The organism is Streptomyces sp. NPDC096040 (assembly GCF_040303265.1).
Lineage (GTDB): Bacteria > Actinomycetota > Actinomycetes > Streptomycetales > Streptomycetaceae > Streptomyces.
In genome coordinates, this window is the sequence record NZ_JBEOTA010000010.1 from 102,842 (window position 1) to 128,845 (window position 26,004).

The 26,004-nt window shown below is 72.0% G+C and carries 22 protein-coding genes; 17 read left to right on the plus strand and 5 right to left on the minus strand.

The window, feature by feature from the left end:
- Position 1 precedes the first annotated feature (1 nt).
- Both ABTY98_RS15555 and ABTY98_RS15560 read left to right on the plus strand, forming a co-directional pair.
- Positions 2-814, plus strand: a complete 813-nt coding sequence (locus ABTY98_RS15555) for a hypothetical protein (protein ID WP_352221429.1) — start codon at positions 2-4, stop codon at positions 812-814.
- A 39-nt stretch (positions 815-853) separates the two neighbouring features.
- Positions 854-1,183, plus strand: coding sequence for a rhodanese-like domain-containing protein (locus tag ABTY98_RS15560; protein ID WP_352221587.1), 330 nt, complete (start codon positions 854-856; stop codon positions 1,181-1,183).
- A 137-nt stretch (positions 1,184-1,320) separates the two neighbouring features.
- Here ABTY98_RS15560 and ABTY98_RS15565 read toward each other — a convergent pair whose 3' ends face one another.
- On the minus strand, positions 1,321-2,454 hold the full coding sequence (locus ABTY98_RS15565) for an acyl-CoA dehydrogenase family protein (RefSeq protein WP_352221430.1): 1,134 nt from the start codon (positions 2,452-2,454) through the stop codon (positions 1,321-1,323).
- 157 nt (positions 2,455-2,611) lie between these two features.
- On the opposite strand from ABTY98_RS15565, the gene pepN reads away from it, so the two are divergent.
- From pepN to ABTY98_RS15585, 4 genes are all read left to right on the plus strand, one after another.
- Positions 2,612-5,047, plus strand: a complete 2,436-nt coding sequence (pepN, locus tag ABTY98_RS15570) for an aminopeptidase N (protein WP_352221431.1) — start codon at positions 2,612-2,614, stop codon at positions 5,045-5,047.
- 420 nt (positions 5,048-5,467) lie between these two features.
- Entirely contained in the window at positions 5,468-6,253 is a 786-nt protein-coding gene (locus ABTY98_RS15575) for a DUF5819 family protein (RefSeq protein WP_352221432.1), read from the plus strand.
- Complete coding sequence (locus ABTY98_RS15580) at positions 6,250-7,449, plus strand: HTTM domain-containing protein (RefSeq protein WP_352221433.1); 1,200 nt, start codon at positions 6,250-6,252, stop codon at positions 7,447-7,449. The genes ABTY98_RS15575 and ABTY98_RS15580 overlap by 4 nt, the downstream gene beginning before the upstream one ends.
- Entirely contained in the window at positions 7,446-8,180 is a 735-nt protein-coding gene (locus ABTY98_RS15585; protein ID WP_352221434.1) for a TrmH family RNA methyltransferase, read from the plus strand. Before ABTY98_RS15580 ends, ABTY98_RS15585 begins: the two co-directional genes overlap by 4 nt.
- A gap of 9 nt (positions 8,181-8,189) precedes the next feature.
- On the opposite strand, the gene paaN is transcribed toward ABTY98_RS15585, so the two are convergent.
- Positions 8,190-9,896, minus strand: coding sequence for a phenylacetic acid degradation protein PaaN (gene paaN, locus ABTY98_RS15590; RefSeq protein WP_352221435.1), 1,707 nt, complete (start codon positions 9,894-9,896; stop codon positions 8,190-8,192).
- 148 nt (positions 9,897-10,044) lie between these two features.
- On the opposite strand from paaN, the gene ABTY98_RS15595 reads away from it, so the two are divergent.
- Entirely contained in the window at positions 10,045-11,559 is a 1,515-nt protein-coding gene (locus ABTY98_RS15595) for a 3-hydroxyacyl-CoA dehydrogenase (protein WP_352221436.1), read from the plus strand.
- Positions 11,556-12,143, plus strand: coding sequence for a TetR/AcrR family transcriptional regulator (locus ABTY98_RS15600; protein ID WP_352221437.1), 588 nt, complete (start codon positions 11,556-11,558; stop codon positions 12,141-12,143). Before ABTY98_RS15595 ends, ABTY98_RS15600 begins: the two co-directional genes overlap by 4 nt.
- A 16-nt stretch (positions 12,144-12,159) precedes the next feature.
- Here the strand turns inward: ABTY98_RS15600 and ABTY98_RS15605 are convergent, their stop codons facing one another.
- Positions 12,160-12,660: an Lrp/AsnC family transcriptional regulator gene (locus ABTY98_RS15605; RefSeq protein WP_471503838.1), complete on the minus strand. Its 501-nt coding sequence runs from the start codon at positions 12,658-12,660 to the stop codon at positions 12,160-12,162.
- Positions 12,661-12,835: 175 nt separating this feature from the next.
- Here ABTY98_RS15605 and pdhA point away from each other — a divergent pair, with 175 nt between their 5' ends.
- The 7 genes from pdhA to ABTY98_RS15640 are packed head-to-tail and all read left to right on the plus strand — an operon-like array spanning position 12,836 to position 20,783.
- Entirely contained in the window at positions 12,836-13,978 is a 1,143-nt protein-coding gene (gene pdhA / locus ABTY98_RS15610; RefSeq protein ID WP_352221438.1) for a pyruvate dehydrogenase (acetyl-transferring) E1 component subunit alpha, read from the plus strand.
- Positions 13,978-14,982, plus strand: a complete 1,005-nt coding sequence (locus ABTY98_RS15615) for an alpha-ketoacid dehydrogenase subunit beta (RefSeq protein ID WP_352221439.1) — start codon at positions 13,978-13,980, stop codon at positions 14,980-14,982. The genes pdhA and ABTY98_RS15615 overlap by 1 nt, the downstream gene beginning before the upstream one ends.
- Positions 14,982-16,319, plus strand: a complete 1,338-nt coding sequence (locus tag ABTY98_RS15620) for a dihydrolipoamide acetyltransferase family protein (RefSeq protein ID WP_352221440.1) — start codon at positions 14,982-14,984, stop codon at positions 16,317-16,319. The genes ABTY98_RS15615 and ABTY98_RS15620 overlap by 1 nt, the downstream gene beginning before the upstream one ends.
- 58 nt (positions 16,320-16,377) lie before the next feature.
- Positions 16,378-17,280, plus strand: a complete 903-nt coding sequence (locus tag ABTY98_RS15625; RefSeq protein WP_352221441.1) for an NTP transferase domain-containing protein — start codon at positions 16,378-16,380, stop codon at positions 17,278-17,280.
- Positions 17,277-18,671: a molybdopterin molybdotransferase MoeA gene (locus ABTY98_RS15630; protein WP_352221442.1), complete on the plus strand. Its 1,395-nt coding sequence runs from the start codon at positions 17,277-17,279 to the stop codon at positions 18,669-18,671. The genes ABTY98_RS15625 and ABTY98_RS15630 overlap by 4 nt, the downstream gene beginning before the upstream one ends.
- Positions 18,668-19,765 carry a potassium channel family protein gene (locus ABTY98_RS15635; RefSeq protein WP_352221443.1) on the plus strand — a complete coding sequence of 366 codons (1,098 nt, stop codon included), beginning with the start codon at positions 18,668-18,670 and terminating at the stop codon, positions 19,763-19,765. Before ABTY98_RS15630 ends, ABTY98_RS15635 begins: the two co-directional genes overlap by 4 nt.
- A gap of 37 nt (positions 19,766-19,802) precedes the next feature.
- Positions 19,803-20,783, plus strand: a complete 981-nt coding sequence (locus ABTY98_RS15640) for an NAD(P)H-quinone oxidoreductase (protein ID WP_352221444.1) — start codon at positions 19,803-19,805, stop codon at positions 20,781-20,783.
- Positions 20,784-21,031: 248 nt separating this feature from the next.
- Here the strand turns inward: ABTY98_RS15640 and ABTY98_RS15645 are convergent, their stop codons facing one another.
- Positions 21,032-21,550, minus strand: coding sequence for a hypothetical protein (locus ABTY98_RS15645; RefSeq protein WP_352221445.1), 519 nt, complete (start codon positions 21,548-21,550; stop codon positions 21,032-21,034).
- Between the two features lie 184 nt (positions 21,551-21,734).
- Here ABTY98_RS15645 and ABTY98_RS15650 point away from each other — a divergent pair, with 184 nt between their 5' ends.
- Positions 21,735-22,277: a bacterial proteasome activator family protein gene (locus ABTY98_RS15650; protein WP_352221446.1), complete on the plus strand. Its 543-nt coding sequence runs from the start codon at positions 21,735-21,737 to the stop codon at positions 22,275-22,277.
- A 129-nt stretch (positions 22,278-22,406) separates the two neighbouring features.
- Here the strand turns inward: ABTY98_RS15650 and ABTY98_RS15655 are convergent, their stop codons facing one another.
- Positions 22,407-24,080: a protein kinase domain-containing protein gene (locus ABTY98_RS15655; RefSeq protein ID WP_352221447.1), complete on the minus strand. Its 1,674-nt coding sequence runs from the start codon at positions 24,078-24,080 to the stop codon at positions 22,407-22,409.
- Positions 24,081-24,398: 318 nt separating this feature from the next.
- On the opposite strand from ABTY98_RS15655, the gene ABTY98_RS15660 reads away from it, so the two are divergent.
- On the plus strand, positions 24,399-25,991 hold the full coding sequence (locus ABTY98_RS15660) for a protein kinase domain-containing protein (RefSeq protein ID WP_352221448.1): 1,593 nt from the start codon (positions 24,399-24,401) through the stop codon (positions 25,989-25,991).
- The last annotated feature ends 13 nt before the right edge of the window (positions 25,992-26,004 follow it).

Sequence of the window (26,004 nt, forward strand, 5' to 3'; positions counted from 1 at the left end):
GGTGACGACCCCGGAAGCTGAGCAGTCTGAGGCACCGCGGCCCGAGGAACGCCTGGAGCGGGCCGTGCGGGCCGCCGAGCAGGCGTTGATCGAGTACGAGATCGCGGTCGAGACCTTCCGTGTCGAGGTCGAGAACTTCTCTCGCCTGCACGAGCAGAAGCTCGGCCCCCTCTATCTCCGCCTCGAAGAGCTGGACGCGCGGATCGCCGAGGCGAAGGCCGCCCGCACCGGTGACCCCGAGGACATCCGCGCCGCCGAGGAGGCCCGGGCCCGGGTCCTGCCCATCCCCGGCGTCGAGGAACTGCTGCACGGCTGGATGGACGGCCACGGCCTGTTCCCGGAGGCCGCCGCGATGCTCACCGAGCAGGAGGTACGGCCTCCGCAGCGGGTGCGGCCCAGCGAGGAGGCCCGCCGGCTCTACCGCGAGCTGGCCCGCAAGGCCCATCCCGACCTGGTGCAGGAGGGGGCGGAGCAGTCGCGGCGCGAGGAGTTCCTCAGCCGGGTCAACGCGGCCTACGCCCGCGGCGACGAGGCCCTGCTGCGGGAGCTGGCCGAGGAGTGGGAGGCCGGCCCGGTCCCGCCCGAGCGCAAGCCGAGCCGCGCCGAGGAGCTGTACGCCCGCCTCGAATGGCTCGCCGAGCGCAAGGAACTGCTCACCCTCGTGGCCAAAGAACTGGAGGAAGGGCCCATCGCCGGCCTGCTCCGGCTGGCCCCCGACGACCCGGACAGCCTCCTCGAAGAGATCGCCGAGAAGCTCTCCAAGGACGTGGCCGGGCGGGAGACGGAGCTGGCCGCGCTGCTCGCCCAGGAGTAGCGGTCGGGTAGCGTCGGAGCCATGAACTTCGCAGCGCGTGTGCCCACGGTCGAGGTCGCGGACCTCAAGGACGGCGACTTCCTGCTGGACGTCCGCGAGGACGACGAGTGGCAGGCGGGCCACGCCGCGGGCGCCCTGCACATCCCGATCAGCGAGTTCGTGGCCCGCTACGGCGAGTTCACCGAGGCCGCTCCCCAGGACGGTCGCGTCCACGTCATCTGCCGCTCCGGCGGCCGCTCGGCCCAGGTCACGATGTACCTGGCCCAGCAGGGCATCGACGCGGTGAACGTGGACGGCGGCATGCAGGTGTGGCAGGCGGCGGGCCGAGAGGTCGTGACGGACGCGGGCGAGCCGGGTTTCGTCGTCTGAAGTTCCGTAGCGGAAGCGCCCCGCAAGGGGCGCGGGGCTGTTTTCGATCCGCGGCTACCGCCGCGTGGGCGCGACCAGCGCCCACCGGCCGGCGGATCCGGTACGAAGGAACCGCCCCGATCCTCTTTTTCTCGCCGCTATCCCAACGGATGTGCAGCGAGCAGATCCCCCAACGCCTCCTCGTAGGCCCCCGCCGGCCCAAGGGCCAGCTCGAGCTGTTTCGCCCAGGCGTGGTACCGGTGCAGCGCATACTCCGTGTCGGCCCCGAACCCCCCGTGCAGATGCTGCGCGGTCTGCACCACCCGCCGCACCCCCTCGGCCGCCCAGATCTTCGCCACCGCCACATCCCCGGCCGCCGACAAGGCGCCGGGCGCGCCGGAGGCGATCCGCCACGCCGCCTGCCACAGCGTCGCCTCCATGGCCCGAAGGTCGATGTACCGGTCGGCGGCCTGCACGGCGACGGCCTGGAACGTGGCGATGGGATGCCCGAACTGCTCCCGCTTCCCCGCGTACTCACCGGTCATCCGCAAGACCCGCTCGCCCACCCCGAGCGCCAGTGCACACGTCCCGGTCACGAGCAGCTCCCGCAGCCACTCCCAGGCCCCCTCCGCCGTCACCACATCCCGTCCCGCCACCCGCGCCGACTCCAGCCGCAGCTCACCGAGCCGTTCCCCGCTGGTCGACACCTGCTCGGCGAGCGCGACCCCGTCACCTGACGGCGCCACCAGCGCCAGCACGCTCCGGTCGCCGTCGGTGTGCGCCGGTACGACGACGAGATCGGCGTCGTACACCCACGGCACCGCCGTCTGCACCCCGTCCAGCACCCACGTGTCACCCTCTGGTCGCGCGGTCACCGCCAGCTCGGCCGGGTCGTGCCCGGTGCGCCCGCTCGCGGCGACGGTCAGCACCAGCTCACCGCGACCCGCCCGCGCCAGCAGCCGTGCCCTCAGCTCCTCCTCCCCGTAGGTCTGAACGGCCGCCATGGCCGCGCTGTTCTCCAGCAGCGGCACCCGGGCCAGTACCTTCGCCGACTCCCGCAGCACCAGGCAGAGCGTGATGGCGTCCAGACCCGCTCCGCCGTACTCCTCGGTCGGCAGCAGACTCAGCAGGTCCGCGGCCGCCAGCCGGTCCCACAGTTCCCGGTCGAAGTGCTCGGCCACGGCGCCGGTGGTCAGCGCGGGGCTCGGCACCGCGTCCGGCGCCACCCCGGCGAACACCCCGCGCGCCGCCTCGGCCGCCGCCAGCTGCTCCTCGGTGAAGGTGAAGTCCACGGTCCTGTCCTCCCGGCGCGCCCGCTGATCTGACGGTCCGTCAAGATAGAACAGGTTCTAGAAGAAGGGAACCGAAAACCCCTGCGATCACCAGCTCTTTCCGTCGTAGGCTGACGCGCTGCCCGCCGACGGGGGACGGACACACGAGGGAGGACACATGGGGATCCGAAGCCTGACCCGTACCGAGGCCGAGCGCCGGTCCGCACTGATCACGGTCGAGCGGTACGACGTGGACATCGACCTCACCGCCCTGCCCGGCGGACCGGAGATCCGGTGTGTGTCCACGGTGGCCTTCAGCTGCGCCGAGCCGGGCGCCGGGACCTTCGTCGACTGCGCGGCCGAGGTCCGCTCCGCCACCCTCAACGGCACCCCTCTCACCCCGAGCGACGACGGCCGGATCCCGCTGCCCGGCCTGGCCGCGCACAACGTGCTGCGCGTGGAGAGCGTCCAGGCCGACACCACGGCCGGCCCGGGCGTCCACAAGGCCGTCGACCCCGCCGATGGCGAGGTGTACGTCTGGACCAGCTTCGAACCGGACGAGGCCCGCTTCGTCTGGGCCTGCTTCGACCAGCCCGACCTCAAGGCCCCGCACGCCTTCACGGTGACCGCCCCGGCCGCCTGGACCGTCCTCAGCAACTCCGGCGACCCGCGCGTCGAGGAGCAGGGCGCGGCCCGCCGCTGGGCCTTCCCGGACACCCCGCCGCTGTCCGTGTACAACACCGTCGTCAACGCGGGCCCCTTCCACGAGATCCGCCGCGAGGCCGACGGCCACGACCTCGGCATCTTCGCCCGCCGCTCGCTCGCCGAGGTCCTGGAACGCGACGCCGACGAGATCTTCACCCTCACCCGCCAGGGTCTCGCCTTCTTCGCCGAGGCGTTCGCGATGCCGTTCCCCCAGCGCACGTACGACCAGGTGTTCATGCCCGAGTTCGGCGGCGCGATGGAGAACTACGGCTGTGTGACCTGGTCGGACATTTTCCTGCGGCGGGCCACGCCGACACCTGCCGAGCGTGAGCTGCTCGCGCTCGTGCTGCTGCACGAGATGGCGCACATGTGGTTCGGCAACATCGTCACCATGCGCTGGTGGGACGACCTCTGGCTGAACGAGGCCTTCGCCGAGTTCGCCTGCCACTGGGCCGCCGAGGGCGCCACCCGCTACACCGACGTCTGGGCGGGCCACCTCGCCGGCGACAAGCTGAAGGCCTACCTCTCCGACCAGGGCCCGGTCTCCCACCCGATCCACCAGCCCATCCACGATGTCGCCCAGGCCGCGTCGATCTTCGACAACATCACCTACCCCAAGGGCGCCTCCGTCCTCCAGCAGTTGATGACCTATGTCGGCGAGGACCGTTTCCGCACCGGCATGGCCGCCTACTTCGCCCGCCACGCCTGGGGCACCACCACCCTCCAGGACCTGATCGACGCCCTCGCCGAGGCGAGCGGCCGGGACCTCGCCACCTGGCGGAAGGCCTGGCTGGAGACCGCCGGCACCGACCGCTTCACCCTGGAGCACGACGGCGACACGGTCACCCTGGTGGCCGACGGCATCCCGCGCCCGCAGGTCCTGGCGGTCGGCGCGTACGGCAGCGACGGCGACGCCCTCGAACGCACCGCCCTGGTCCGCGTCGAGGTCACCGAGCCCCGCACCCCCGTCACCGGTCTCCCTGCCACGTCCGACCTCCTCCTGATCAACGACGACGACCTCACCTTCGCCACCACCCGCCCGGACCCCGCCACCCGGGACACCCTCATCCGCACGGCGGCCCGGCTGCCCACGGCCATCTCCCGGGGCGTGGCCGCCGCCACCGTCTGGGACATGCTCACGGCCGGCGAGGCCACGGCGGCCGAGGCCGGACGGTGCCTCACCGCCGTCCTCGCCGCAGAGACGTCCGACGCCGTGATCGAGCCCTACCTGACCCTCGTCATCGACATCGCCGAACTCTGGGCCCCGGACGCCGACCGCCCCGCGCTGACCCAGGCCGCTGCCAAGGCCTGCCGACAGCTCGCCGGCGACCCGGGCCGCCGCCAGGTGGCCCTGCGCGGCCTGGCCCGCACCGCGACCGGCGCCGAGGACCTGGCCTGGCTCCGTGACCAGGCCGGTGACGACATCGACCTGCGCTGGCGCGCCCTCGTCCGCGAGGCCGAACTCGGCGGTGACGTCACCGCCGAGTCCGCCGCCCTGCTCGAACGCGACCCCGACCCCGACGCCTGGGTCCGCGCCCTCACCGTCCGGGCCGCCTCCCCCGACCCGGCCGCGAAGGCGGAGGTCTGGCAGCGGCTGGCCGTGGACCGCACGGTGCCCGTCCAGTCGGTCAGGGCGGTGGCGGACGCCTTCTGGCGCCCCGGCCAGGACGCCCTGTTCGCCCCCTACGCCGAGCGCTACCTCGCCGCGGTCCCCCAGCTGGACCAGGGCGGAATGATCCCGGCGATGGTCTACACCTCCCGGCTCTTCCCGCCGTACGCCATCGACTCCGCATACGTCGAGAAGGCCCAGCTGGCGGCCCAGGAAGCGGCCCCCGTGGTCCGAAACACCCTTCTGGAACGCTCCGACGCCGTCCGCCGTATGCTCCACGCCCGGTCCGTGAACGCCTGATACATCTGCCACACCCCCTACGCCTGTGCCGCACCTCCTGCTCCTGGCCCAGGGGGCAGTTTCGCTGCTACGCCTGGTTCCGGGGCAGATCCACAGTTTCGAGGGCGGGGGTCCACGGGTTCAACCGCTGTGGAAAACCTTCGGCGCGGCCTGTGGACAACTAGCCGAGCAGGACTCCGCGAGCCGCCCCGGGCCGCCGTACGACCTGCTGTGACCTCGGTCGTCGGCCCCGGGGGCCGCTGCCGGGACCGCCGCCGCGCCCGGCCGGAGTGGTGATGGCCACGTCCTCGGGCCGGTCCCCGGGGCTGCGCCCGGCGGCCGGTGCTGAGTACCGTTCCGTGCGAGTGCCGGACAGCGGCACACCGGCCGGCCCCGGATGGGCCGTCCGGACGAGGTGGTGGTTTCGGGGAACGGGGCGGCATGGACGCGTACGACGGGGACTCGGACGCCCGGCAGGGGCCGGAGGGTCCGAGCGGGACGCGTCCGGATCCGGTGCCGGCGGGAGAGGCGTGTCCGGAGCAGCCGCCCCTCGGCACACAGGAGCCCTCCGCCCCGCCCCGCAGTGGCGTCGCCGCCCTCTCCCCCCGCTACCAGGTGGGCGCGGCCCTCGCCCTGGCCCTGGTCGCGGTCGCCGCCTGTGTGCACCTCGGGATGGTGTTCCTGAGCGTCGCGCCGGCGAACACGGTGACGAAGCAGCACGGCAAGGCGATCGAGGAGTGGGTGTACCCGGAGTTCGAGCAGAACTGGAAACTGTTCGCGCCCAACCCGCTGCAGCAGAACATCGCCGTACAGGTGCGCGCCGATGTGCGGATGCGGGACGGCACCATGACCACCACCGGCTGGAACGACCTGTCGGCCCAGGACGGCAAGGCCATCGACGGCAGCCTGCTGCCGAGCCACACCGTGCAGAACGAGTTGCGCCGGGCCTGGGACTTCTTCGTCAGCACGCACGGCACCGACAACCGCCCGATCGGCCTGCGCGGCTCCCTCTCCGAGCAGTACCTGCGCCGGATCGTCGTGATGCGCATGTACGAGGGCGACGCGACCAGCGAGAAGGGCACCATCGAGCGCGTCCAGGTGCGCTCCAGCACCACCAACGTGCCCCCGCCGGACTGGAGCGGCGAGAAGGTCCCCGACACCCCCGTCTACCGGGTGCTGCCCTGGTGGACGGTCACGGCTGACGAGGCCGACGGAGGTGTGCGATGAGCCGCCTCGCCCTGTGCCTGTCCCGTGCCATCGCCCGGGTCACCGAGTCCGCCCTCGGCCCCTACCAGACGGCCGTCGTACGCATCGGCTTCGCCGCCACCTGGCTGCTGTTCCTGCTGCGCGAGTACCCGCACCGCCAGGAGCTGTACGGCCCCGACGGCCCCTGGAGCTTCGACCTCGCCCAGCAGCTGACCGCCGACAATCACGCCTTCACGGCGCTGCTGTCCTTTGACGGCCGGGCCTTCTTCGAGGTCTTCTACTTCCTGGCCGTCCTCTCCAGCGCCCTGCTGCTGGTGGGCTGGCGCACCCGCACCATGTCCCTGCTGTTCATGGTCGGCGTGCTGTCCCTGCAGAACCGCAGCGTCTTCATGGGCGACGGCGGCGACAACGTGCTGCACCTGATGTCCTTCTACCTGGTGTTCACACGCTGCGGCCAGGTGTGGTCCCTGGACGCGCGCCGGGCCGCACGCGCGCGTGCGGACGAGAAGCCGGTCACCGACCGGGTCGGACCGGCGCTGTGGGCGGTGTCCGGTGTCCTGCTGGCCGTGGCGGCCCTCACCGGCCGCTCCGGCGGTGGCTGGCTGGTGCCGGCCCTGATGTGGGCGACCTGGGCGGGCACTGCCCTGTGGTGGGCGGTGGGCCGCTGGGCGCGCACACCCGAGCCGCGGATCCTGCTGGACGTCATCGCCAACGTCCTGCACAACGGCGCCCTGTTCGTGATCATGGCCGAGGCCTGTCTGATCTACGCCACCGCCGGCTGGTACAAGATCCAGGGCTCCCGCTGGCAGGACGGCACCGCCGTCTACTACCCGCTCCACCTGGACTACTTCTCGCCCTGGCCGGCCCTCGCCGACCTGCTGTCCGCCAGCGGCACGCTGGTGATGCTGGTGACCTACGGGACGGTCATGGTCCAGGTGGCCTTCCCGTTCACGTTGTTCAACCGCCGGGTCAAGAACCTGCTGCTGGCCGCGATGATGACCGAGCACGCCGTGATCGCGGTCGTCCTCGGCCTGCCCTTCTTCTCCCTCTCCATGATCGCGGCGGACTCGATCTTCCTGCCGACGGCCTTCCTGCTCCATCTCGGCGGCCGCGCGGCACGCGCGCGTGCCCGAGTCTTCCGGCGCGGCGCCCCCGCACTGCCACCCCCTCGCTCCCCGGAGGCGGACGAACAGCCCCGCGTAGGCTTCGGGGCATGACCGACCCCCTGAACCACTGGGCGCGGCCGGCGGGCTCCGCCGTCCTCCTCGACGGCTTCCACGCCCTCAAACACGCCCTGCGCTTCGGCGCGGAGGTGCCGGTGGCGGTCACCACGGACCGTGCGGCTGCGCTGGCCCTGGCGAACGAGCTGGCGCCGGACGTACGGGAGGCGCTGGCCGGCCTGCTGACGGAGGTGGCGCCGGAGACGTACGCGTCCCTTGTGTCCCGCCCGCATCCCACGGCCGTGGCCGCCCTGGCCGTACGACCGTCCCGCGAGGCCAACCTGCGCGAGCTGGCCCGAGTCCCCCGCGTGGCCCCGATCATCGTCCTCGACGAACCCCGCAACCTCGGCAACGCGGGCGCGGTGATCCGTCTGGCGGCCGGCTTCGGGGCGACGGGAGTGATCACGACCGGCACGCTCGACCCATGGCACCCGACGGTCGTACGAGGCGGCGCGGGCCTCCACTTCGCGACGGCGGTGGAGCGATTGACGGTGCCGGAGCTGCCGCGGGGTCCGGTGTACGCCCTGGACCCGGAAGGCGAGGACATCCGGAGCACGAAGCTCCCGGACGACGCGATCCTCGCCTTCGGCTCAGAACGAACGGGCCTGTCGACGGACCTACGCGCGCGTGCCGACCATCTCCTGCGACTGCCGATGCGCCCCCAGGTGAGCAGCTACAACCTCGCGACCAGTGTCGCCATGACCCTGTTCCACTGGAGCGCCCCGTAAGGGTGTGTGCTACGCCTCCCGGCGCACCTCGACCACCCGGAACCGGTTCGCCACGAACGCTCCATCGCAGAGCGCGGCGTTCGCCGCCGGGTTTCCGCCCGAGCCGTGGAAGTCGGAGAACGCGGCCGTCTGGTTGACGTACACCCCGCCGACCAGGTTCAGCGACAGCTGCGCGGCCTCCTCCAGGCAGACCTCCTCCACGGCGCGCTCCACGTCGGTGTCGACGGTGTACGCGCCGACCGTCATCGCGCCCTTCTCCCGGACCGTCCGCCGCAGCAGCTCCACCGCGTCGGTGGCCGAGTCGACGGCGACCGCGAAGGACACCGGCCCGAAGCACTCGCTCATGTACGCGGCCTCGTCGTCCGCCCCCTCCCAGTACTTCCGCGCCCCGTCCAGCTTCACGATCACCGGGGTGCGCACGACCGCGTCCGGGAACTCCGGGTTGGTGATCTCGCGAGACGCGAGGGCGACCTCGCCGAGTCCTGCGGCGGCCTCCAGGCGGGCCTTGACGTCGGGGTTGACGATCGCGCCCAGCAGCGCGTTCGCACGGGCGTCGTCGCCGAGCAGCCCGTCGACGGCGCGGGCGAGGTCGGCGACCACCTCGTCGTACGTCCTGGGGCCTTCGTCGGTGCGGATGCCGTCGCGGGGGATCAGCAGGTTCTGCGGGGTGGTGCACATCTGGCCGCTGTAGAGGGAGAGCGAGAACGCCAGGTTGGAGAGCATGCCCTTGTAGTTGTCGGTGGACTCCACCAGCACCGTGTTGACGCCGGCCTTCTCCGTGTAGACCTGCGCCTGCCGGGCGTTGGCCTCCAGCCAGTCGCCGAAGGCGGTGGAGCCCGTGTAGTCGATGATCCTGACTTCGGGGCGGGTGGCGAGCGTCTTCGCGATGCCCTCGCCGGGGCGTTCCGCCGTCAGCGCCACCAGGTTCGGGTCGAAGCCGGCCTCGGTGAGGACCTGGCGGGCGACCTGCACGGTGAGGGCGAGCGGCAGAAGCGCGCGCGGGTGCGGCTTCACCAGCACCGCGTTGCCCGTGGCGAGGGAGGCGAACAGGCCCGGGTAGCCGTTCCACGTCGGGAACGTGTTGCAGCCGACGACCAGCGCGATCCCGCGCGGGACCGGCTTGAACGTCTTCGTCAGCGCGAGCGGGTCGCGCTTGCCCTGCGGCTTCGACCACTCGGCCGTGTCGGGGGTGCGGACCTGCTCCACGTACGCGTAGGCCACCGCCTCCAGGCCGCGGTCCTGGGCGTGCGGGCCGCCCGCCTGGAACGCCATCATGAACGCCTGGCCGCTGGTGTGCATGACCGCGTGCGCGAACTCGTGCGTGCGGTCGCTGATCCGCTTGAGGATCTCCAGGCACACCACCGCGCGCGCCTCCGCGCCCGCGTCGCGCCACGCGCGCTGGCCGGCCTTCATCGCGGGCAGCAGTGTGTCGACGTCCGCGTGCGGGTAGGTCACGCCCAGCTCAATGCCGTACGGGGAGACCTCGCCGCCCACCCAGTCGTCGGTGCCGGGCTGGCCGAGGTCGATACGGCCGCCGAGAAGGGCGTCGAAGGCGGCCTTGCCCGCCGCCGCGTCCAGGCTGCCGTGCTCGCCGTAGGCCTTGGGGTGCTCGGGGTGGGGGGACCAGTACGCGCGCGTGCGGATCGCCTCAAGCGCCTGGTCAAGGGTGGGCCGGTGCTTGGCGATCAGCTCGTGCACGGTGAGTTCGGCGGTCATGCGGGACCAACTCCTCGTCTGATGAGCTCCCCTTCGAGCTCATGACCTGGGCAGAAACGGCCGGACAGAGTTAGAGTAACCGAACGATCGGTCGGGACAAGGGGGCCTGCCGCATCTGTGGAAAACCCCGTGCGGGAGGATCGCGCACATGACAGCACTCGACCTCAGCAGCCCCGTGGGGGTCGCCGGCACGGGCACCATGGGCCAGGGCATCGCCCAGGTCGCACTCGTCGCGGGCCATCCCGTACGGCTGTACGACGCCGTCCCCGGGCGGGCCGGGGACGCTGCCGCGGCGATCGTCGCCCGTCTCGACCGGCTCGTCGAGAAGGACCGGATGGGGGCCGCCGACCGGGACGCGGCCCGCGCGCGGCTGCTGCCCGCCGAGGAGCTCACCGACTTCGCGGACTGCAGCCTGGTCGTGGAGGCCGTCCAGGAGCGGCTGGAGGCCAAGCAGGAGCTCTTCCGCGCCCTTGAGGACATCGTCGACGACGACTGTCTGCTGGCCACCAACACCTCCTCCCTGTCGGTGACGGCCATCGGCGGCGCCCTGCGCAGCGCCTCCCGCCTGGTGGGCCTGCACTTCTTCAACCCGGCCCCGCTGCTGCCGCTGGTCGAGGTCGTCTCCGGGTTCGCCACCGACGTCACGTCCGCCACGCGCGCGTACGAGACGGCACGCGCCTGGGGCAAGACGCCGGTCGCCTGTGCGGACACCCCCGGCTTCATCGTCAACCGCATCGCGCGCCCCTTCTACGCCGAGGCGTTCGCGGTCTACGAGGCGCAGGCCGCCGACCCGGCCACCATCGACGCGGTGCTGCGCGAGTGCGGCGGCTTCCGGATGGGCGCCTTCGAACTGACCGACCTGATCGGCCAGGACGTCAACGAGTCCGTCACGCACTCCGTGTGGCAGGCCTTCTTCCAGGATGTCCGCTTCACGCCCTCCCTGGCCCAGCGCCGGCTCGTCGAGGCCGGCCACCTCGGCCGCAAGACCGGACACGGCTGGTACGACTACGCGGACGACGCCGAGCGCCCCGAGCCGCACACCGCCGAGCCGGCCGACCGGCCCCCCTACGTCGTCGCCGAGGGCAGCCTGGGACCGGCCGCCGAGCTGCTCGCGATGATCCGCGAGGCGGGCATCCAGGTCCGCGAGGACGACGAGGACCACGGCACCCGCCTGGTGCTGCCCAGCGGCGGCCAGCTGGTCCTCGCCGACGGCCAGACCTCGGTGGAGTTCCGGGACGTCGTCTACTTCGACCTGGCGTTCGACTACCGCCGCGCCACCCGCATCGCCCTGTCCGCCGGACACGACACCCTGCCCCAGACGCTCAACGAGGCCATCGGTCTCTTCCAGGCGCTCGGCAAGCGGGTCAGCGTCATCGGCGACGTCCCCGGCATGATCGTCGCCCGTACGGTCGCCCGGATCGTGGACCTCGCGCACGACGCCGTCGCCAAGGGCGTCGCCACCGAGGAGGACATCGACACCGCGATGCGCCTGGGCGTCAACTACCCGCTCGGCCCCTTCGAGTGGAGCCGCCGCCTCGGCCGCGACTTCGCCTACGACCTCCTCGACGACCTGCACCTGCGCGACCCGAGCGGCCGCTACGCGCCCTCCCTCGCGCTCTACCGCCACGCGTACGCCACCGAGAAGCGGGAGGGCGCCTCATGACCACCGCCAAGCGCGACACCTACACCCCCGAGACCCTGCTCTCGGTGGCCGTCCAGGTCTTCAACGAGCGCGGCTACGACGGCACCTCCATGGAGCATCTCTCCAAGGCCGCCGGCATCTCCAAGTCGTCGATCTACCACCATGTCTCCGGCAAGGAGGAACTGCTGCGCCGGGCCGTCAGCCGGGCCCTGGACGGCCTGTTCGGGATCCTCGACGAGGAGCAGGCGCGCGTGGGACGCGCCGCCGACCGCCTGGAGCACGTCGTGCGGCGCATGGTGGAGGTGCTGATCGCCGAGCTGCCGTACGTCACGCTGCTGCTGCGGGTGCGCGGCAACACCGACACCGAGCGACGGGCGCTGGAGCTGCGCCGCGACTTCGACCACCGGGTGGCCGACCTGCTGAAGGCGGCCGCCGCCGACGGGGACGTACGCGGTGACATCGAGGTGCGCCTCGCGACCCGGCTGGTCTTCGGCATGGTCAACTCGATAGTGGAGTGGTACCGCCCGGACGGGCGCGGCGCGAGCGAGCGCGAGGTCTCCGACGCGGTGGCGCGCCTGGTGTTCTCGGGTCTCCGCGCGGCCTGACCCGGGCCGTCCGGCGTCAGCCGCCCGGCTCCAGGTCCTCCTCCTCGAACACCAGCAGCGTGCGGGTGCTGAGCACCTCGGGGATCGCCTGGAGCCGGGTCAGCACCAGTTCGCGCAGCGCCCTGTTGTCCGGCGTGTGCACCAGGAGCAGGACGTCGAAGTCCCCGCCCACCAGGGCGATGTGGTCGGCGCCGGGCAGCTGCCGCAACTCCTCGCGGACCGTGCGCCAGGTGTTCTGGACGATCTTCAGCGTGATGTAGGCGGAGGTGCCGTGGCCGGCCCGCTCATGGTCCACCCGGGCGCCGAAACCGCGGATCACCCCGTCCTCGATGAGACGGTTGATACGCGCGTAGGCGTTGGCGCGCGAGACATGGACACGTTCGGCGACCGACCGTATCGAGGCCCGGCCGTCCGCCTGGAGGATCTGCAGGATGTCCTGATCAATGGCGTCCAGCGGGCGCGCGGGCGGCAGCGTAGCGCGGTCCTGCGGGCCCTCGGCCATTTGTTCAGGTGGCATGTCCCCCCGCCTTCCTGCCGTGGACGTACTGCGTTCATTCCAGGCTGTGGAGAACCGTTTGTCCACAGCCTGGAGCCGCCTGTAGCCAAAATGTGCTGGCGACCGAACAATCGGTAGGTGGGACGGGTCACAGCCGATCCGTCTCCCGCAGCCACCCCCACGAGGAGGTGCCGTCATGACGGTCCTGGAGCAGCGAGGCGCATACCGCCCATCGCCGCCGCCCGCCTGGCAACCCCGGACGGACCCCGCGCCCCTGCTGCCCGACGAGCGGCCGTACCGCGTCCTCGGGACCGAGGCGGCCGCCAAGGCCGACCCGGAGCTGCTGCGCCGGCTCTACACCCAGCTGGTGCACGGCCGCCGGTACAACACCCAGGCAACCGCCCTCACCAAACAGGGCCGCCTCGCCGTCTACCCGTCCAGCACCGGCCAGGAGGCCTGCGAGGTCGCCGCCGCGCTCGCCCTTCAGGAACGCGACTGGCTCTTCCCCAGCTACCGCGACACCCTCGCGGTCGTCGCCCGGGGCGTGGACCCCGTCGAGGCACTCACCCTGCTGCGCGGCGACTGGCACACCGGCTACGACCCCTACGCCCACCGAGTGGCCCCCCTGTCCACCCCGCTCGCCACCCAGCTCCCGCACGCCGTCGGCCTCGCCCACGCGGCCCGCCTCAAGGGCGACGACGTGGTCGCGCTCGCCATGGTCGGCGACGGCGGCACCAGCGAGGGCGACTTCCACGAGGCGCTGAACTTCGCCGCCGTCTGGCAGGCCCCGGTCGTCTTCCTGGTCCAGAACAACGGCTTCGCCATCTCCGTCCCACTCGACAAGCAGACCGCCGCCCCCTCCCTGGCCCACAAAGCCGTCGGATACGGCATGCGGGGCCGCCTGGTCGACGGCAACGACGCGGCCGCCGTGCACGAGGTCCTCTCCGACGCCGTACGGCACGCGCGCGAGGGCGGCGGCCCCACCCTGGTGGAGGCGGTGACCTACCGCATCGACGCCCACACCAACGCCGACGACGCCACCCGCTACCGCGGCGACGACGAGGTCGACGCCTGGCGCGATCACGACCCGATCCTGCTGCTGGAGCGCGAGTTGACCGACCGCGGACTGCTCGACGAGGACTTCGCACGGCACGCGCGCGAAGCCGCCGAGACCATGGCCGCCGACCTGCGCGAGCGCATGAACCGCGACCCGGAACTCGACCCCATGGCCCTCTTCGACCAGGTGTACGCCGAGACCACCACCCAACTGCGCGAGCAGCGCGCCATGCTGCGGGCCGAACTGGAAGCCGAGCAGTCCGACCGGGAAGGCGGCCGCTGATGACGACCGTCGCCGTCAAGCCCGCCACCATGGCGCAGGCCCTCACGCGCGCGCTGCGCGACGCGATGGCCGCCGACCCCGCCGTGCACGTCATGGGTGAGGACGTCGGCACCCTCGGCGGGGTCTTCCGGGTCACCGACGGCCTCGCCAAGGAGTTCGGCGAGGACCGCTGCACCGACACCCCGCTCGCCGAGGCCGGCATCCTCGGCGCCGCCGTCGGCATGGCCATGTACGGGCTGCGCCCGGTCGTCGAGATGCAGTTCGACGCCTTCGCCTACCCCGCGTTCGAGCAGCTGATCAGCCATGTCTCCCGGATGCGCAACCGCACCCGCGGCCGGATGCCCCTCCCGATCACCGTCCGCATCCCCTACGGCGGCGGCATCGGCGGCGTCGAGCACCACAGCGACTCCTCCGAGGCCTACTACATGGCCACCCCCGGCCTGCACGTCGTCACCCCCGCCACGGTCGCCGACGCCTACGGCCTGCTGCGTGCCGCCATCGCCTCCGACGACCCGGTCGTCTTCCTCGAACCCAAGCGCCTCTACTGGTCCAAGGACACCTGGAACCCCGAGCACCCGACGGACGTTGAACCCATCGGCCGCGCGGTGGTGCGCCGCACAGGGCGCAGCGCCACGCTCATCACCTACGGCCCGTCCGTACCGGTCTGCCTCGAAGCCGCCGAGGCCGCCCAGGCGGAGGGCTGGGACCTCGAAGTCGTCGACCTGCGCTCCCTGGTGCCGTTCGACGACGAGACGGTCTGCGCCTCGGTACGGCGCACCGGGCGCGCGGTCGTCGTACACGAGTCGGGCGGGTTCGGCGGACCGGGAGGGGAGATCGCGGCCCGGGTCACGGAGCGCTGCTTCCACCACCTGGAGGCGCCGGTGCTGCGCGTGGCCGGGTTCGACATCCCCTACCCGCCGCCGATGCTGGAGCGCCACCACCTGCCCGGCGTCGACCGCATCCTGGACGCGGTGGCGCGTCTGCAGTGGGAGGCCGAGGGCTGATGGCACAAGTGCTGGAGTTCAAACTGCCCGACCTCGGGGAGGGGCTGACCGAGGCGGTGATCGTCAACTGGCTGGTCCAGGTCGGCGAGGTCGTCGCGATCGACCAGCCCGTCGTCGAGGTAGAGACGGCCAAGGCGATGGTCGAGGTCCCCTGCCCCTACGGCGGTGTGGTCACCGCCCGCTTCGGCGAGGAGGGCACCGAACTGCCCGTCGGCGCCCCGCTGCTGACGGTCGCCGTCGGCGAGGCCACCTCGGTCCCCGAGGCGGAGGGCTCCGGCAACGTCCTGGTGGGCTACGGCACCGGGGCACCCCCGGCGCGCCGCCGCAGGGCCCGCCCCACCGCACCGGAGCAGGCGAACGGCATGGCCGGCAAGACCGCAGCCGTCGTCGAAACGGCGGCCCACGCGCACGTGCCCGCACCGCCCCCGGTCACCGAGGGCCCCGTCCCGGTGATCTCCCCGCTGGTCCGCCGCCTCGCCCGGGACAACGGCCTTGACCTGCGCCGGCTGTCCGGCTCGGGCCCCGACGGCCTGATTCTGCGCGCCGACGTCGAGGACGCCCTGCGGGTCAGCGCGGCCCGCGCCACCACCGGCACCAAGACCGCGCCCAGCCCGCCGAAAGCCTCGGTCGGCGCGCCGAGCACCCAGCCCGGCACCCGTACGCCCCTCAAGGGCATTCGGGGAGCGGTCGCCGACAAGCTCTCCCGCAGCCGCCGGGAGATCCCCGACGCGACCTGCTGGGTGGACGCCGACGCGACCGAGCTGATGCGCGCGCGAACCGCGATGAACGCGGCGAAGGGCGCCAAGATCTCCCTGCTCGCGCTCCTCGCCCGGATCAGCACGGCAGCCCTGGCCCGCTACCCCGAGCTGAACTCCTACGTCGACGTCGAGGCCCGCGAGATCGTCCGGCTCGACCATGTCCATCTGGGCTTCGCCGCCCAGACCGACCGGGGCCTGGTCGTCCCCGTCGTCCGGGACGCCCACGCCCGCGACGCCGAGGCCCTGACCGCGGAGTTCGCCCGCCTCACCGAGTCGGCTCATGCCGGAACGCTCACCCCGGGCGAACTCACCGGCGGCACCTTCACGTTGAACAACTACGGCGTCTTCGGCGTCGACGGCTCCACCCCGATCATCAACCACCCCGAAGCGGCGATGCTGGGAGTGGGCCGCATCGTCCCGAAGCCATGGGTGCACGAAGGCGAGCTGGCGGTCCGCCAGGTGGTCCAGCTGTCATTGACCTTCGACCACCGGGTCTGCGACGGCGGCACGGCGGGCGGCTTCCTGCGGTACGTGGCGGACTGCGTGGAACAGCCGGCAGTACTTCTCAGGACGCTCTGAACCGCCTCACCCGGCCCTATCGGTTCCCAGTGATCCACCCTCCCCCCATACTCGAAAGGTGACCGACACCGAGCCGCCGACCTACGACGCGATTGTGTTGGCCGGCGGCGCAGCGAGACGCCTCGGCGGGGCCGACAAACCCTCCGTCCGGGTAGGCGGCCGCCCCATGCTCGACCGTGTCCTCACGGCCTGCGCCGGCGCCCGGAACACCGTCGTCGTGGCAGCCCCCCGCCCCACCTCCCGTCCGGTGCGCTGGACCCGCGAGAACCCACCCGGCAGCGGCCCGGTCGCCGCCCTCGACGCCGGCCTGCGCCACACCACCGCCGACCGCGTGGTCGTACTCTCCGCAGACCTCCCGTTCCTCGAAGTGGCAACAGTCGAGCACCTGTTGTCGGCTCTGCAGACCTCCGGCGCGGACGCCGCACTGCTCACCGACGCCGAGGGCAGAGACCAGCCCCTCGTCGCGGCCTACCGCACGGCGTCGCTCCGCCACGCCCTGACGGCCCTCGCCGAAGCCGACGGCTCCGGCCTCACCGGCCTCCCCCTGCGGCGCCTGACCGCCGCACTCGACCTCACCCGCGTCCCGGACCCCCTCGCGTCCTTCGACTGCGACACCTGGGACGACATCGCCGACGCCAGGGCACGCATCAGGGAGCATGGGAACGTGTTGGATGAATGGATCTCCGCAGTCAAGGACGAACTGGGCCTCGACCTGGACGTCGACACCGGCGTCCTGCTCGACCTGGCCCGGGACGCCGCGCACGGCGTGGCCCGACCGGCCGCCCCACTGACCACGTTCCTCGTCGGTTACGCGGCCGCACAGGGCAAGGGAGGCCCCGAAGCGGTCGCCGAAGCGGCCCGCAAGGCCGCCGCGCTGGCCCTGCGCTGGGAAGAAGAGGCGAACGCCGCCGAGCAGTCCGCCTCCGGGAAGCCCGCCCCCGACCCGGGGCCCGGCCGATGACCGCCCCCGGCACCCGGGTCGGCACGTCCGCCGGGGGCACCGACGACGATCTCGACGTCGAGGAGGCACTCGCCCTCGTGAGAGAGCCCAGGGAGCCCGGGGAGTTCGGTGAGGACACCGCCGGCGGCCACACGCCCCCGCCCGCCGCCCCGGGCGAGCACGCCCACGGCGGTAGGTCGGCACACCAGCATCGCGCCATTCCCTGGCCCCAGGCCCGTGAGATTGCGGCCCGTGCCGCCCGCTCCGGCGCCCGCCGGGTCCCCGTCTCCGTGTCGCTGGCCGACGCCCTCGGTCTGGCCCTGGCCGCCCCGCTGGACGCGCTGACCGACCTTCCCTCCTTCGACACCTCCGCGATGGACGGCTGGGCGGTGGCGGGCCCCGGTCCCTGGGACGTACGCGAGGAAGGCGTGCTGGCCGGGCGCACACAGCCCGAGCCACTCACCGACGGCGAGGCGGTACAGATCGCCACCGGCGCCCGGATCCCGGCGGACACCACCGCGGTGCTGCGCAGCGAACACGGCCGTATCGACACCCAGGGCCGGCTGCATCCCACCCGTGAGGTCGTCCACGGCCAGGACATCCGCCCGCGCGGCCAGGAGTGCCGCAGCGGCGACCAGTTGCTTGCCGTCGGCACCCTGGTCACCCCGGCCGTCCTCGGCCTCGCAGCGGCCGCCGGGTACGACACCGTCACGGTCGTCCCCCGCCCCCGGGCCGAAGTACTGATCCTCGGGGACGAGTTGCTCACCGAGGGGCTTCCGCACGAGGGCCATATCCGGGACGCGCTCGGCCCGATGCTGCCGCCCTGGCTGCGCGCGCTCGGCGCCGAGGTGACCGCCGTACGCCGGCTCGGCGACGACGCCAAGGCGCTGTACAAGGCGATCACCTCGTCCAGCGCCGATCTCATCGTCACCACGGGCGGCACCGCGTCCGGCCCGGTCGACCATGTCCACCCAACCCTGGAGCGCATCGGGGCCGAACTCCTCGTCGACGGCGTCAAGGTCCGCCCCGGCCACCCCATGCTGCTGGCCCGCACCCAGCCGAACCAGCACCTCGTCGGCCTCCCCGGCAACCCCCTCGCCGCCGTCTCCGGTCTGCTCACCCTCGCCGAACCCCTGCTGCGCACCCTCGCCGCCCACCCGGCCCCCGAGCCCTACGCGCTGCCGCTGGCGGAAGCGGCGCACGGACACCCGTACGACACCCGGCTCATCCCGGTCGTCCTGCGCGGCGATGTGGCCGTCCCGCTGCACTACAACGGCCCGGCGATGCTCCGTGGCATCGCCGCCGCCGACGCGCTCGCGGTCGTACCGCCGGGCGGGGCACAGCGGGGTGAGGAGACGGAGCTCCTTGACCTGCCGTGGGCGGCCGCGGGGATCGGGGTGTGTTTCACGTGAAACTTCCGGGCCATGACGCCATCGCCCGCCAGGCGGACGAACATCTGGTGACCCAACGGGTGAAACTCCCGAGGAAAGTGGTGGAGCGCCCGATCCGCCAGGTCAGCAAACGGCTGTCACTCGCCCTGCTGGTGCTGGTCGCCACCGCGTTCATCGTCTACGCCGACCACGACGGCTACAACGACACCTCGGACGGCCCCGTCGACCTCCTCGACGCCTTCTACTATGCGACCGTCACCCTCTCCACCACCGGATACGGCGACATCACCCCGGTCAGTGACGCAGCCCGGCTCACCAACATCTTCGTCATCACGCCTCTGCGTGTGCTGTTCCTGATCATCCTGGTCGGCACCACCCTCGAAGTCCTCACCGAACGCACCCGGGAGGAATGGCGCCAGAACCGCTGGAGGTCCGCCTTGCGGGATCACACCGTCGTCGTCGGCTTCGGGACGAAGGGGCGGTCGGCGATCGAGACCGTCTGTGCGACCGGGCTGAAGAAGGAGCAGGTCGTCGTGGTCGACCCCAGCTCCAAGGTGATCGACGCGGCCACCGCCGAAGGATATGCCGGGGTGATCGGGGACGCGACGCGCAGCGATGTGCTGAAGCGGGCCGAGACGCAGCGGGCCCGGCAGATCATCATCGCGACCCAGCGGGACGACACGGCCGTGCTGGTGACCCTGACCGCCCGGCAGCTCAACAAGGGCGCGAAGATCGTGGCCGCGGTCCGTGAGGAGGAGAACGCGCCGCTGCTCAAGCAGTCCGGGGCCGACGCCGTCATCACCAGCGCCAGCGCGGCCGGGCGCCTGCTGGGGCTGTCCGTGCTCAGTCCGGCCGCCGGCATGGTCATGGAGGACCTGATCCAGCAGGGCACCGGCCTGGACCTCGTGGAGCGCCCGGCGGTCAAGGCCGAGGTCGGCAAGAGCCCGCGCGAGACGGCCGACCTGGTGGTGAGCGTCCTGCGCGGACACCGGGTGTTGGGCTACGACGACCCGGCCGTCGGCACCATCCAGCTGACGGACCGGCTGATCACGATCGTGCGGGCCTCCCCGGGCACCAAGGTCGCCCCCGACATACGACCGTTGCCCCGGGCCTGACGGGGAGCGCGGCCGGGCGGGGAGTAGCGTCGGCCGCATGTATGCGATCACGATTCCCGAACCTGGTGGGCCCGAGGCGCTGGTGTGGGACGAGGTCCCCGATCCCGTGCCCGGGGAGGGCGAGGTGCTGGTCGAGGTGGTGGCCAGCGCCGTCAACCGTGCCGACATCATGCAGCGTATGGGCTTCTACGACCCGCCGCCGGGCGCCTCCGTGTATCCCGGTCTGGAGTGCTCCGGCCGGATCGTCGAGATCGGCCCGGGTGTCTCCGGCTGGTCGGTCGGCGACGAGGTGTGCGCGCTGCTCGCGGGTGGCGGCTATGCGCAGAAGGTCGCCGTACCGGCCGGACAGCTGCTGCCGGTGCCCGAGGGCGTGGAGCTGAAGCACGCCGCCGCGCTGCCCGAGGTGGCCTGCACGGTCTGGTCGAACGTCTTCATGATCGCCCACCTGCGCCCCGGCGAGACGCTGCTCGTGCATGGCGGCTCCAGCGGCATCGGCACCATGGCGATCCAGCTGGGCAAGTCGATCGGCGCCAAGGTCGCGGTCACCGCGGGCACCAAGGAGAAGCTGGACTTCTGCGCCGAGCTGGGCGCGGACATCCTCGTCAACTACCGCGACCAGGACTTCGTCGCCGAGGTGAAGCAGGCCACCGACGGCGCCGGGGCCGACGTCATCCTCGACAACATGGGCGCCAAGTACCTGGACCCGAACGTGCGCGCCCTCGCCGTCAACGGGCGGCTCGCGATCATCGGTATGCAGGGCGGGGTGAAGGGCGAGCTGAACATCGGCGCGCTGCTCGCCAAGCGGGCCGCGATCAGCGCGACCTCGTTGCGCGCCCGTCCGCTCACCGAGAAGGCGGCCATCGTCGCGGCCGTGCGGGAGCATGTGTGGCCGTTGATCGCGGGCGGCCATGTCCGGCCGATCGTCGACCGGGAGCTGCCGATGGCCGAGGCGGCCGAGGCCCACCGGCTGGTGGAGGCCAGCGGGCATATCGGCAAGGTCCTCCTGGTCGCCCCCTAGGGCGCCTGTCCGGCGGATCATGCCGCAGACGCGGAGTGTGGCACGCGCTTCCCCAGAGGGGGGACCCCAGCGGCGTTGTCGTCACTCGCCGACGTCCCCCAGCCTTCGGCCGGGGGTGCCCCCACCGCGTCGCCCGCCGCGATGGGGGTGCCCCCGCGCGAGGTTGTTCGAGCGTGGGGGAGGCTGATGTCCACGCCTCCTCCGCCTTGCAGGTGCACTGTCCTGCGACTTGATCCGCCGGACAGGCCCTAGCTCCGGCGCACCCGCAGAGCGACGAAGGCGAGTCCGAGCCCGAGGCCGATCAGGACCAGGCCGCTGCCCAGCGGAAGGATGTGCAGCACGGGCTCGGAGGCGTCCTCCTCGCTGTGAGCCACCGCCTGGTGGGTGGGGGACGGCTGGGGCGCGGTGGGCCTCAGTCCGGCCTCCCGGGTCGGCTGGGCCGAGGTGGCGACCGGACTCGCGTCTCCGGTCTCGTCACCGGGCTCGTCCTCGTCCTCGTCCTCGCCCTGCCCCTGGACGGCCGCCGCCGGTCCCTGCGGCCGTCCCGGCCTCAGCCGGCCCTCACCGGCCAGGGTTCCGGCCCGGGACGGCTCCGGAGAGACGGAGGCGCTGGCGGAGTCCGACGGCTCGGGGTCATGGGCGACCACGGGCTCGGGGTCGTACGCGACGGCCGTGCCGTACGGCAGCAGGACCGTCGCCAGGACGAGCAGCAGGCGGACGAGCGCGAGCCGTACGCCGCCCAGGGTGGATCGCGGCCTTGGAGTCACGTCGGTGACCTCCTGGAACAAAGTCGTCAGAGCCGACGAACACCAGCCTCACATTCACCGACAAGCCCGGCATGTCTGATTCGGCCGATAGGTCTACGCCCGTCAGGCGCGGCTCGGAAAGGTGGATCAGCCGCAATGGGGGGCACCACGGTGGTGAGGTGGACGGGTGCGAGAGAATGGCGGCATGGAGATGCCGAGGAACGAACGGTCGCCCGAGAACCCGCAGATCCTGGTCGTGGGCCAGGACGGGATGGCACTCGGTGGCGGCAACGGGGACGAGGACTCCCGCGAGATCCCGGTGACGGAGATGGTGGAACAGCCCGCCAAGGTCATGCGGATCGGCAGCATGATCAAGCAGCTCCTGGAGGAGGTGCGCGCGGCTCCTCTCGACGAGGCCAGCCGGGTCCGGCTCAAGGAGATCCACTCCAGCTCCGTGAAGGAGCTGGAGGACGGTCTGGCGCCGGAGCTGGTGGAGGAGCTGGAGCGGCTCTCCCTGCCCTTCACCGACGACGTGACCCCGACCGACGCGGAACTGCGGATCGCGCAGGCCCAGTTGGTCGGCTGGCTGGAGGGTCTCTTCCACGGGATCCAGACCACGCTGTTCGCCCAGCAGATGGCCGCCCGCGCCCAGCTGGAGCAGATGCGGCGCGCGCTGCCGCCGGGCGTCGGCCACGAGGGCGAGGAACACGGGCCGACGGCCGGCCGTTCCGGCGGACCGTACCTCTAGGCTCCGAGCAGGACTCGGAGCAGTACTTCCGAGCAGTACTTCCGAGCAGGAATCCCGATACGGCGAAGGGCCCGGCGTACCACCGCCGGGCCCTTACTACTGCCTACTGCGTCACTACCGCGCCCCGCCTCATCCGGTGGCCGGGTTGCCCGTCGACACCCTGAGCTCGATGGTCGGCATGTCCTCGGGGTCGACGTCCGTGCCGGAGGACGGGAACTGCTCCATGACCGTGCCGTCGCCGTACGTGTTCTCGTCCACGTGGGTGATCTTCATCTGCCAGCCGGCGGCCTGGAAGCACTCCTTGACCGACTTGATGTACTTGAACTTGAAGTCCGGCACCTGGATCTTGTCGGCGTCGTTGTACGACTCCTGCGGCTCGGTGCACTCGGTCTTCTCGATGGTCTTCGAGGTGTCCGGCCCGCGGTGGCCCGAGGCGTGCGAGGCCGCGGCGCTCGCGGTGCCGCCGCCGCTTCCGCCGTTGTCGTCCGCACTGCCGCCGCCGTTGTTCAGCGCCAGCGCGACGGCCAGACCGATCACCGCGACCAGCGAGACCGCGATCGACCCGATGACCACCGGCCGGTTGCCCCTCCCACCACCGGAGGAGGGCGACTGGGGGGTGACGTTGTACGGCGGCGGGATCGTCGGCGCGGGGTGGGCGTACCCGGCCGGCGTCTGGTAGCCCGCCTGCTGCGGATAGCCGTACGCCGGAGCGGGGGACGGCACCGGAGCCGCGGCGGGGGTGCCGTACGGATGCGGGTTCGGTGTCGGCTGGTACGGCGTCTGCACCGGTCCCGGAGGCGCCGGCGTCGCCTGGTCGACCGGCGGGAACACCGCGGAGCCGACCCCGGAACCGCTCTGCGTCGGCGGGATGCCCGGGACGATGCTCGGCGCGGCCGGCTGGAGCGAGGCGGCCACCCGCAGGCACTCGTCACGCATGGACTCGGCGGTCGGGAAGCGCTCGTTCGGGTTCTTCTTCAGCGCGCGGGCGATCAGCGCGTCCACGGCCGGGGGAAGGGCACGGTTGATCGAGGAGGGAGCGACCGGCTCCTCCTGGACGTGCGCGTAGGCGATCGCCAGCGGCGAGTCCGCGTCGAACGGCAGCCGCCCGGTGACCAGCTGGAACAGCATGATGCCGACCGAGTAGAGGTCGGAGCGGGCGTCCACGCCACGGCCGAGCGCCTGCTCCGGGGAGAGGTACTGCGGGGTGCCGACGACCATGCCGGTCTGGGTCATCGAGGTGACCCCGGACTGCATGGCACGGGCGATGCCGAAGTCCATCACCTTGACGACCCCGCGCTTGGTCATCATCACGTTGCCGGGCTTGATGTCTCGGTGGACCAGCCCCATCTCGTGACTGATCTCCAGCGCGGCCAGCACATCGGCGGTGATCTTCAGCGCCTTGTCGGCGGGTATCGCGCCGTACTGCCGTACGTCCTCGTCGAGCACCGAGCCGAGCGGGCGGCCCTCGACGTACTCCATGACGATGTACGGCATGAGCGAGCCGTCACCCGTGGCGGATCCGCCGTCGGACAGCGTGTCCTCTCCGGTGTCGAAGACGGAGACGATGTTGGTGTGCGTGAGCTTGGCCACTGCCTGGGCCTCGCGGCGGAAGCGCTCGCGGAAGGCCTGTTCGCGGCCGAGTTCTGTGTGCAGGGTCTTGATCGCGACCTGCCGGTCCAGGACCGTGTCGTACGCCAGGTGCACGGAGGCCATGCCGCCCGCGCCGAGCAGGTCGCGCAGCTGGTAGCGGCCACCGGCCAGAGCCCGCCCCACGTAACGGCCGTGTGCGCCGTCCTGGCTCATTTTCCCCGTCCCCCGTTGGCACCTCAGGCACCCTTGTTGAGCGAAAGTCTCATTCGCGGCCAAGTCTGCCCGAGGGCACTGACACGTCAAGCGCGGTGCCCGTTCCGTGACCGTACGCGAAAGAAGAGGCTCGGAAGCGTTACAGCGGCCGTACGTCCGGTACACAGAATTTGCACGACAGCGCGTGGTACGGGTTTGATGGCCGGTCCGTCCACGGGCCGGAACCCGGACCTGGGGGTTGCGCGGAGGCTGTAGCGTGGCCGACGGAGACCGTGACAACACCGCGCGCACCGCGGGCAGAAACGACGGCGAGGACCGATGGCACAGACGCACAGCGCCCAGGGCCCGTCCGACCCCGAGGCGACTGGCGGCGGCATGTCAGACACGCCGGAGATGTGGGGCAACGGCGGCCTGGTCGGCGACGGCCGCTACCGGCTCACGCATCGGCTCGGCCGGGGCGGCATGGCCGAGGTGTTCGCCGCCGAGGACGTACGGCTCGGCCGGACCGTGGCCGTCAAGCTGCTGCGCGCCGACCTCGCCGAGGACCCGGTCTCCAAGGCCCGTTTCACGCGCGAGGCACAGTCGGTCGCCGGGCTCAACCACCATGCGATCGTGGCGGTGTACGACTCCGGCGAGGACGTCGTCGGCGGCCAGTCCGTGCCGTACATCGTCATGGAGCTGGTCGAGGGCCGCACCATCCGCGACCTGCTGATCAACGCCGAGGCGCCGGGCCCCGAGCAGGCCCTGATCATCACCTCCGGGGTGCTGGAGGCACTGGCCTACTCGCACCAGCACGGCATCGTGCACCGCGACATCAAGCCCGCCAACGTGATCATCACCCACAACGGCGCCGTCAAGGTGATGGACTTCGGCATCGCCCGCGCCCTGCACGGCGCGTCCACGACGATGACCCAGACCGGCATGGTCATGGGCACGCCCCAGTACCTCTCCCCGGAGCAGGCGCTCGGCAAGGCCGTCGACCACCGCTCCGACCTGTACGCCACCGGCTGTCTGCTGTACGAACTCCTCGCGCTGCGGCCCCCGTTCGTCGGTGAGACCCCGCTGTCGGTGGTCTACCAGCACGTCCAGGACATCCCGATGCCGCCGTCCCAGACCTCCGAGGGCGCCGCCCCGCCGGAGCTGGACGGTCTGGTCATGCGCTCGCTCGCCAAGGAGCCCGACGACCGGTTCCAGACCGCCGAGGAAATGCGCGGCATGGTCCAGTACGGCCTGCAGATGCTGTACGACCAGGGCGGTCACACCGGCACCTGGAACACCGGCCGGGTCACCGTCCACGACGGCCGGCACGCCTCGGCGGGCGGTTTCGCCGGTACGACCGTGATGCAGCACCCGACGAACTCCTCCGGGACCTCGCAGATCCCGCAGCCGATCATGCCGTCCGGCTACGGCGGCGGTGACGACGGCGGTTTCGAGGGCCACGGCAACAAGGGCAGCGGCCGCGGCAAGCTGTGGATCCTGGCCGTCCTCGCGGTGATCGCCATCGCGGCGGGCGTCGCGCTGGCGCTGAACAACGGTGGTGGCGGCGGCGGTGGTGGTGACACGGGTACCTCGCAGTCGCCGACCGACTCGCAGACCACCAAGGACGAGACACCCAGCGCGAGCCCCTCCGACAAGGCCAGCAACACGGCCACGGACACGGCGACCGACACCAGCGGCTCGGGTAGCGGTGACAACTCCAGTTACACGCCGTCGTCGACCCCGTCGTACACCCAGTCCCAGACCCAGAGCACCGGCCCGACCGACGAGCCGTCGGACACGGCGAGCGCCTCGCAGCCCACCGACACCGCGAGCTCCCCCGACGCCCAGCCCTCCGACACCACGGGCGCGGACGGCGGCGGCGGCAACACGGACGCGGGCTCCGTGGCCGGTACCGGTCTGGGCAACGGCTGAAGGACACCGACAC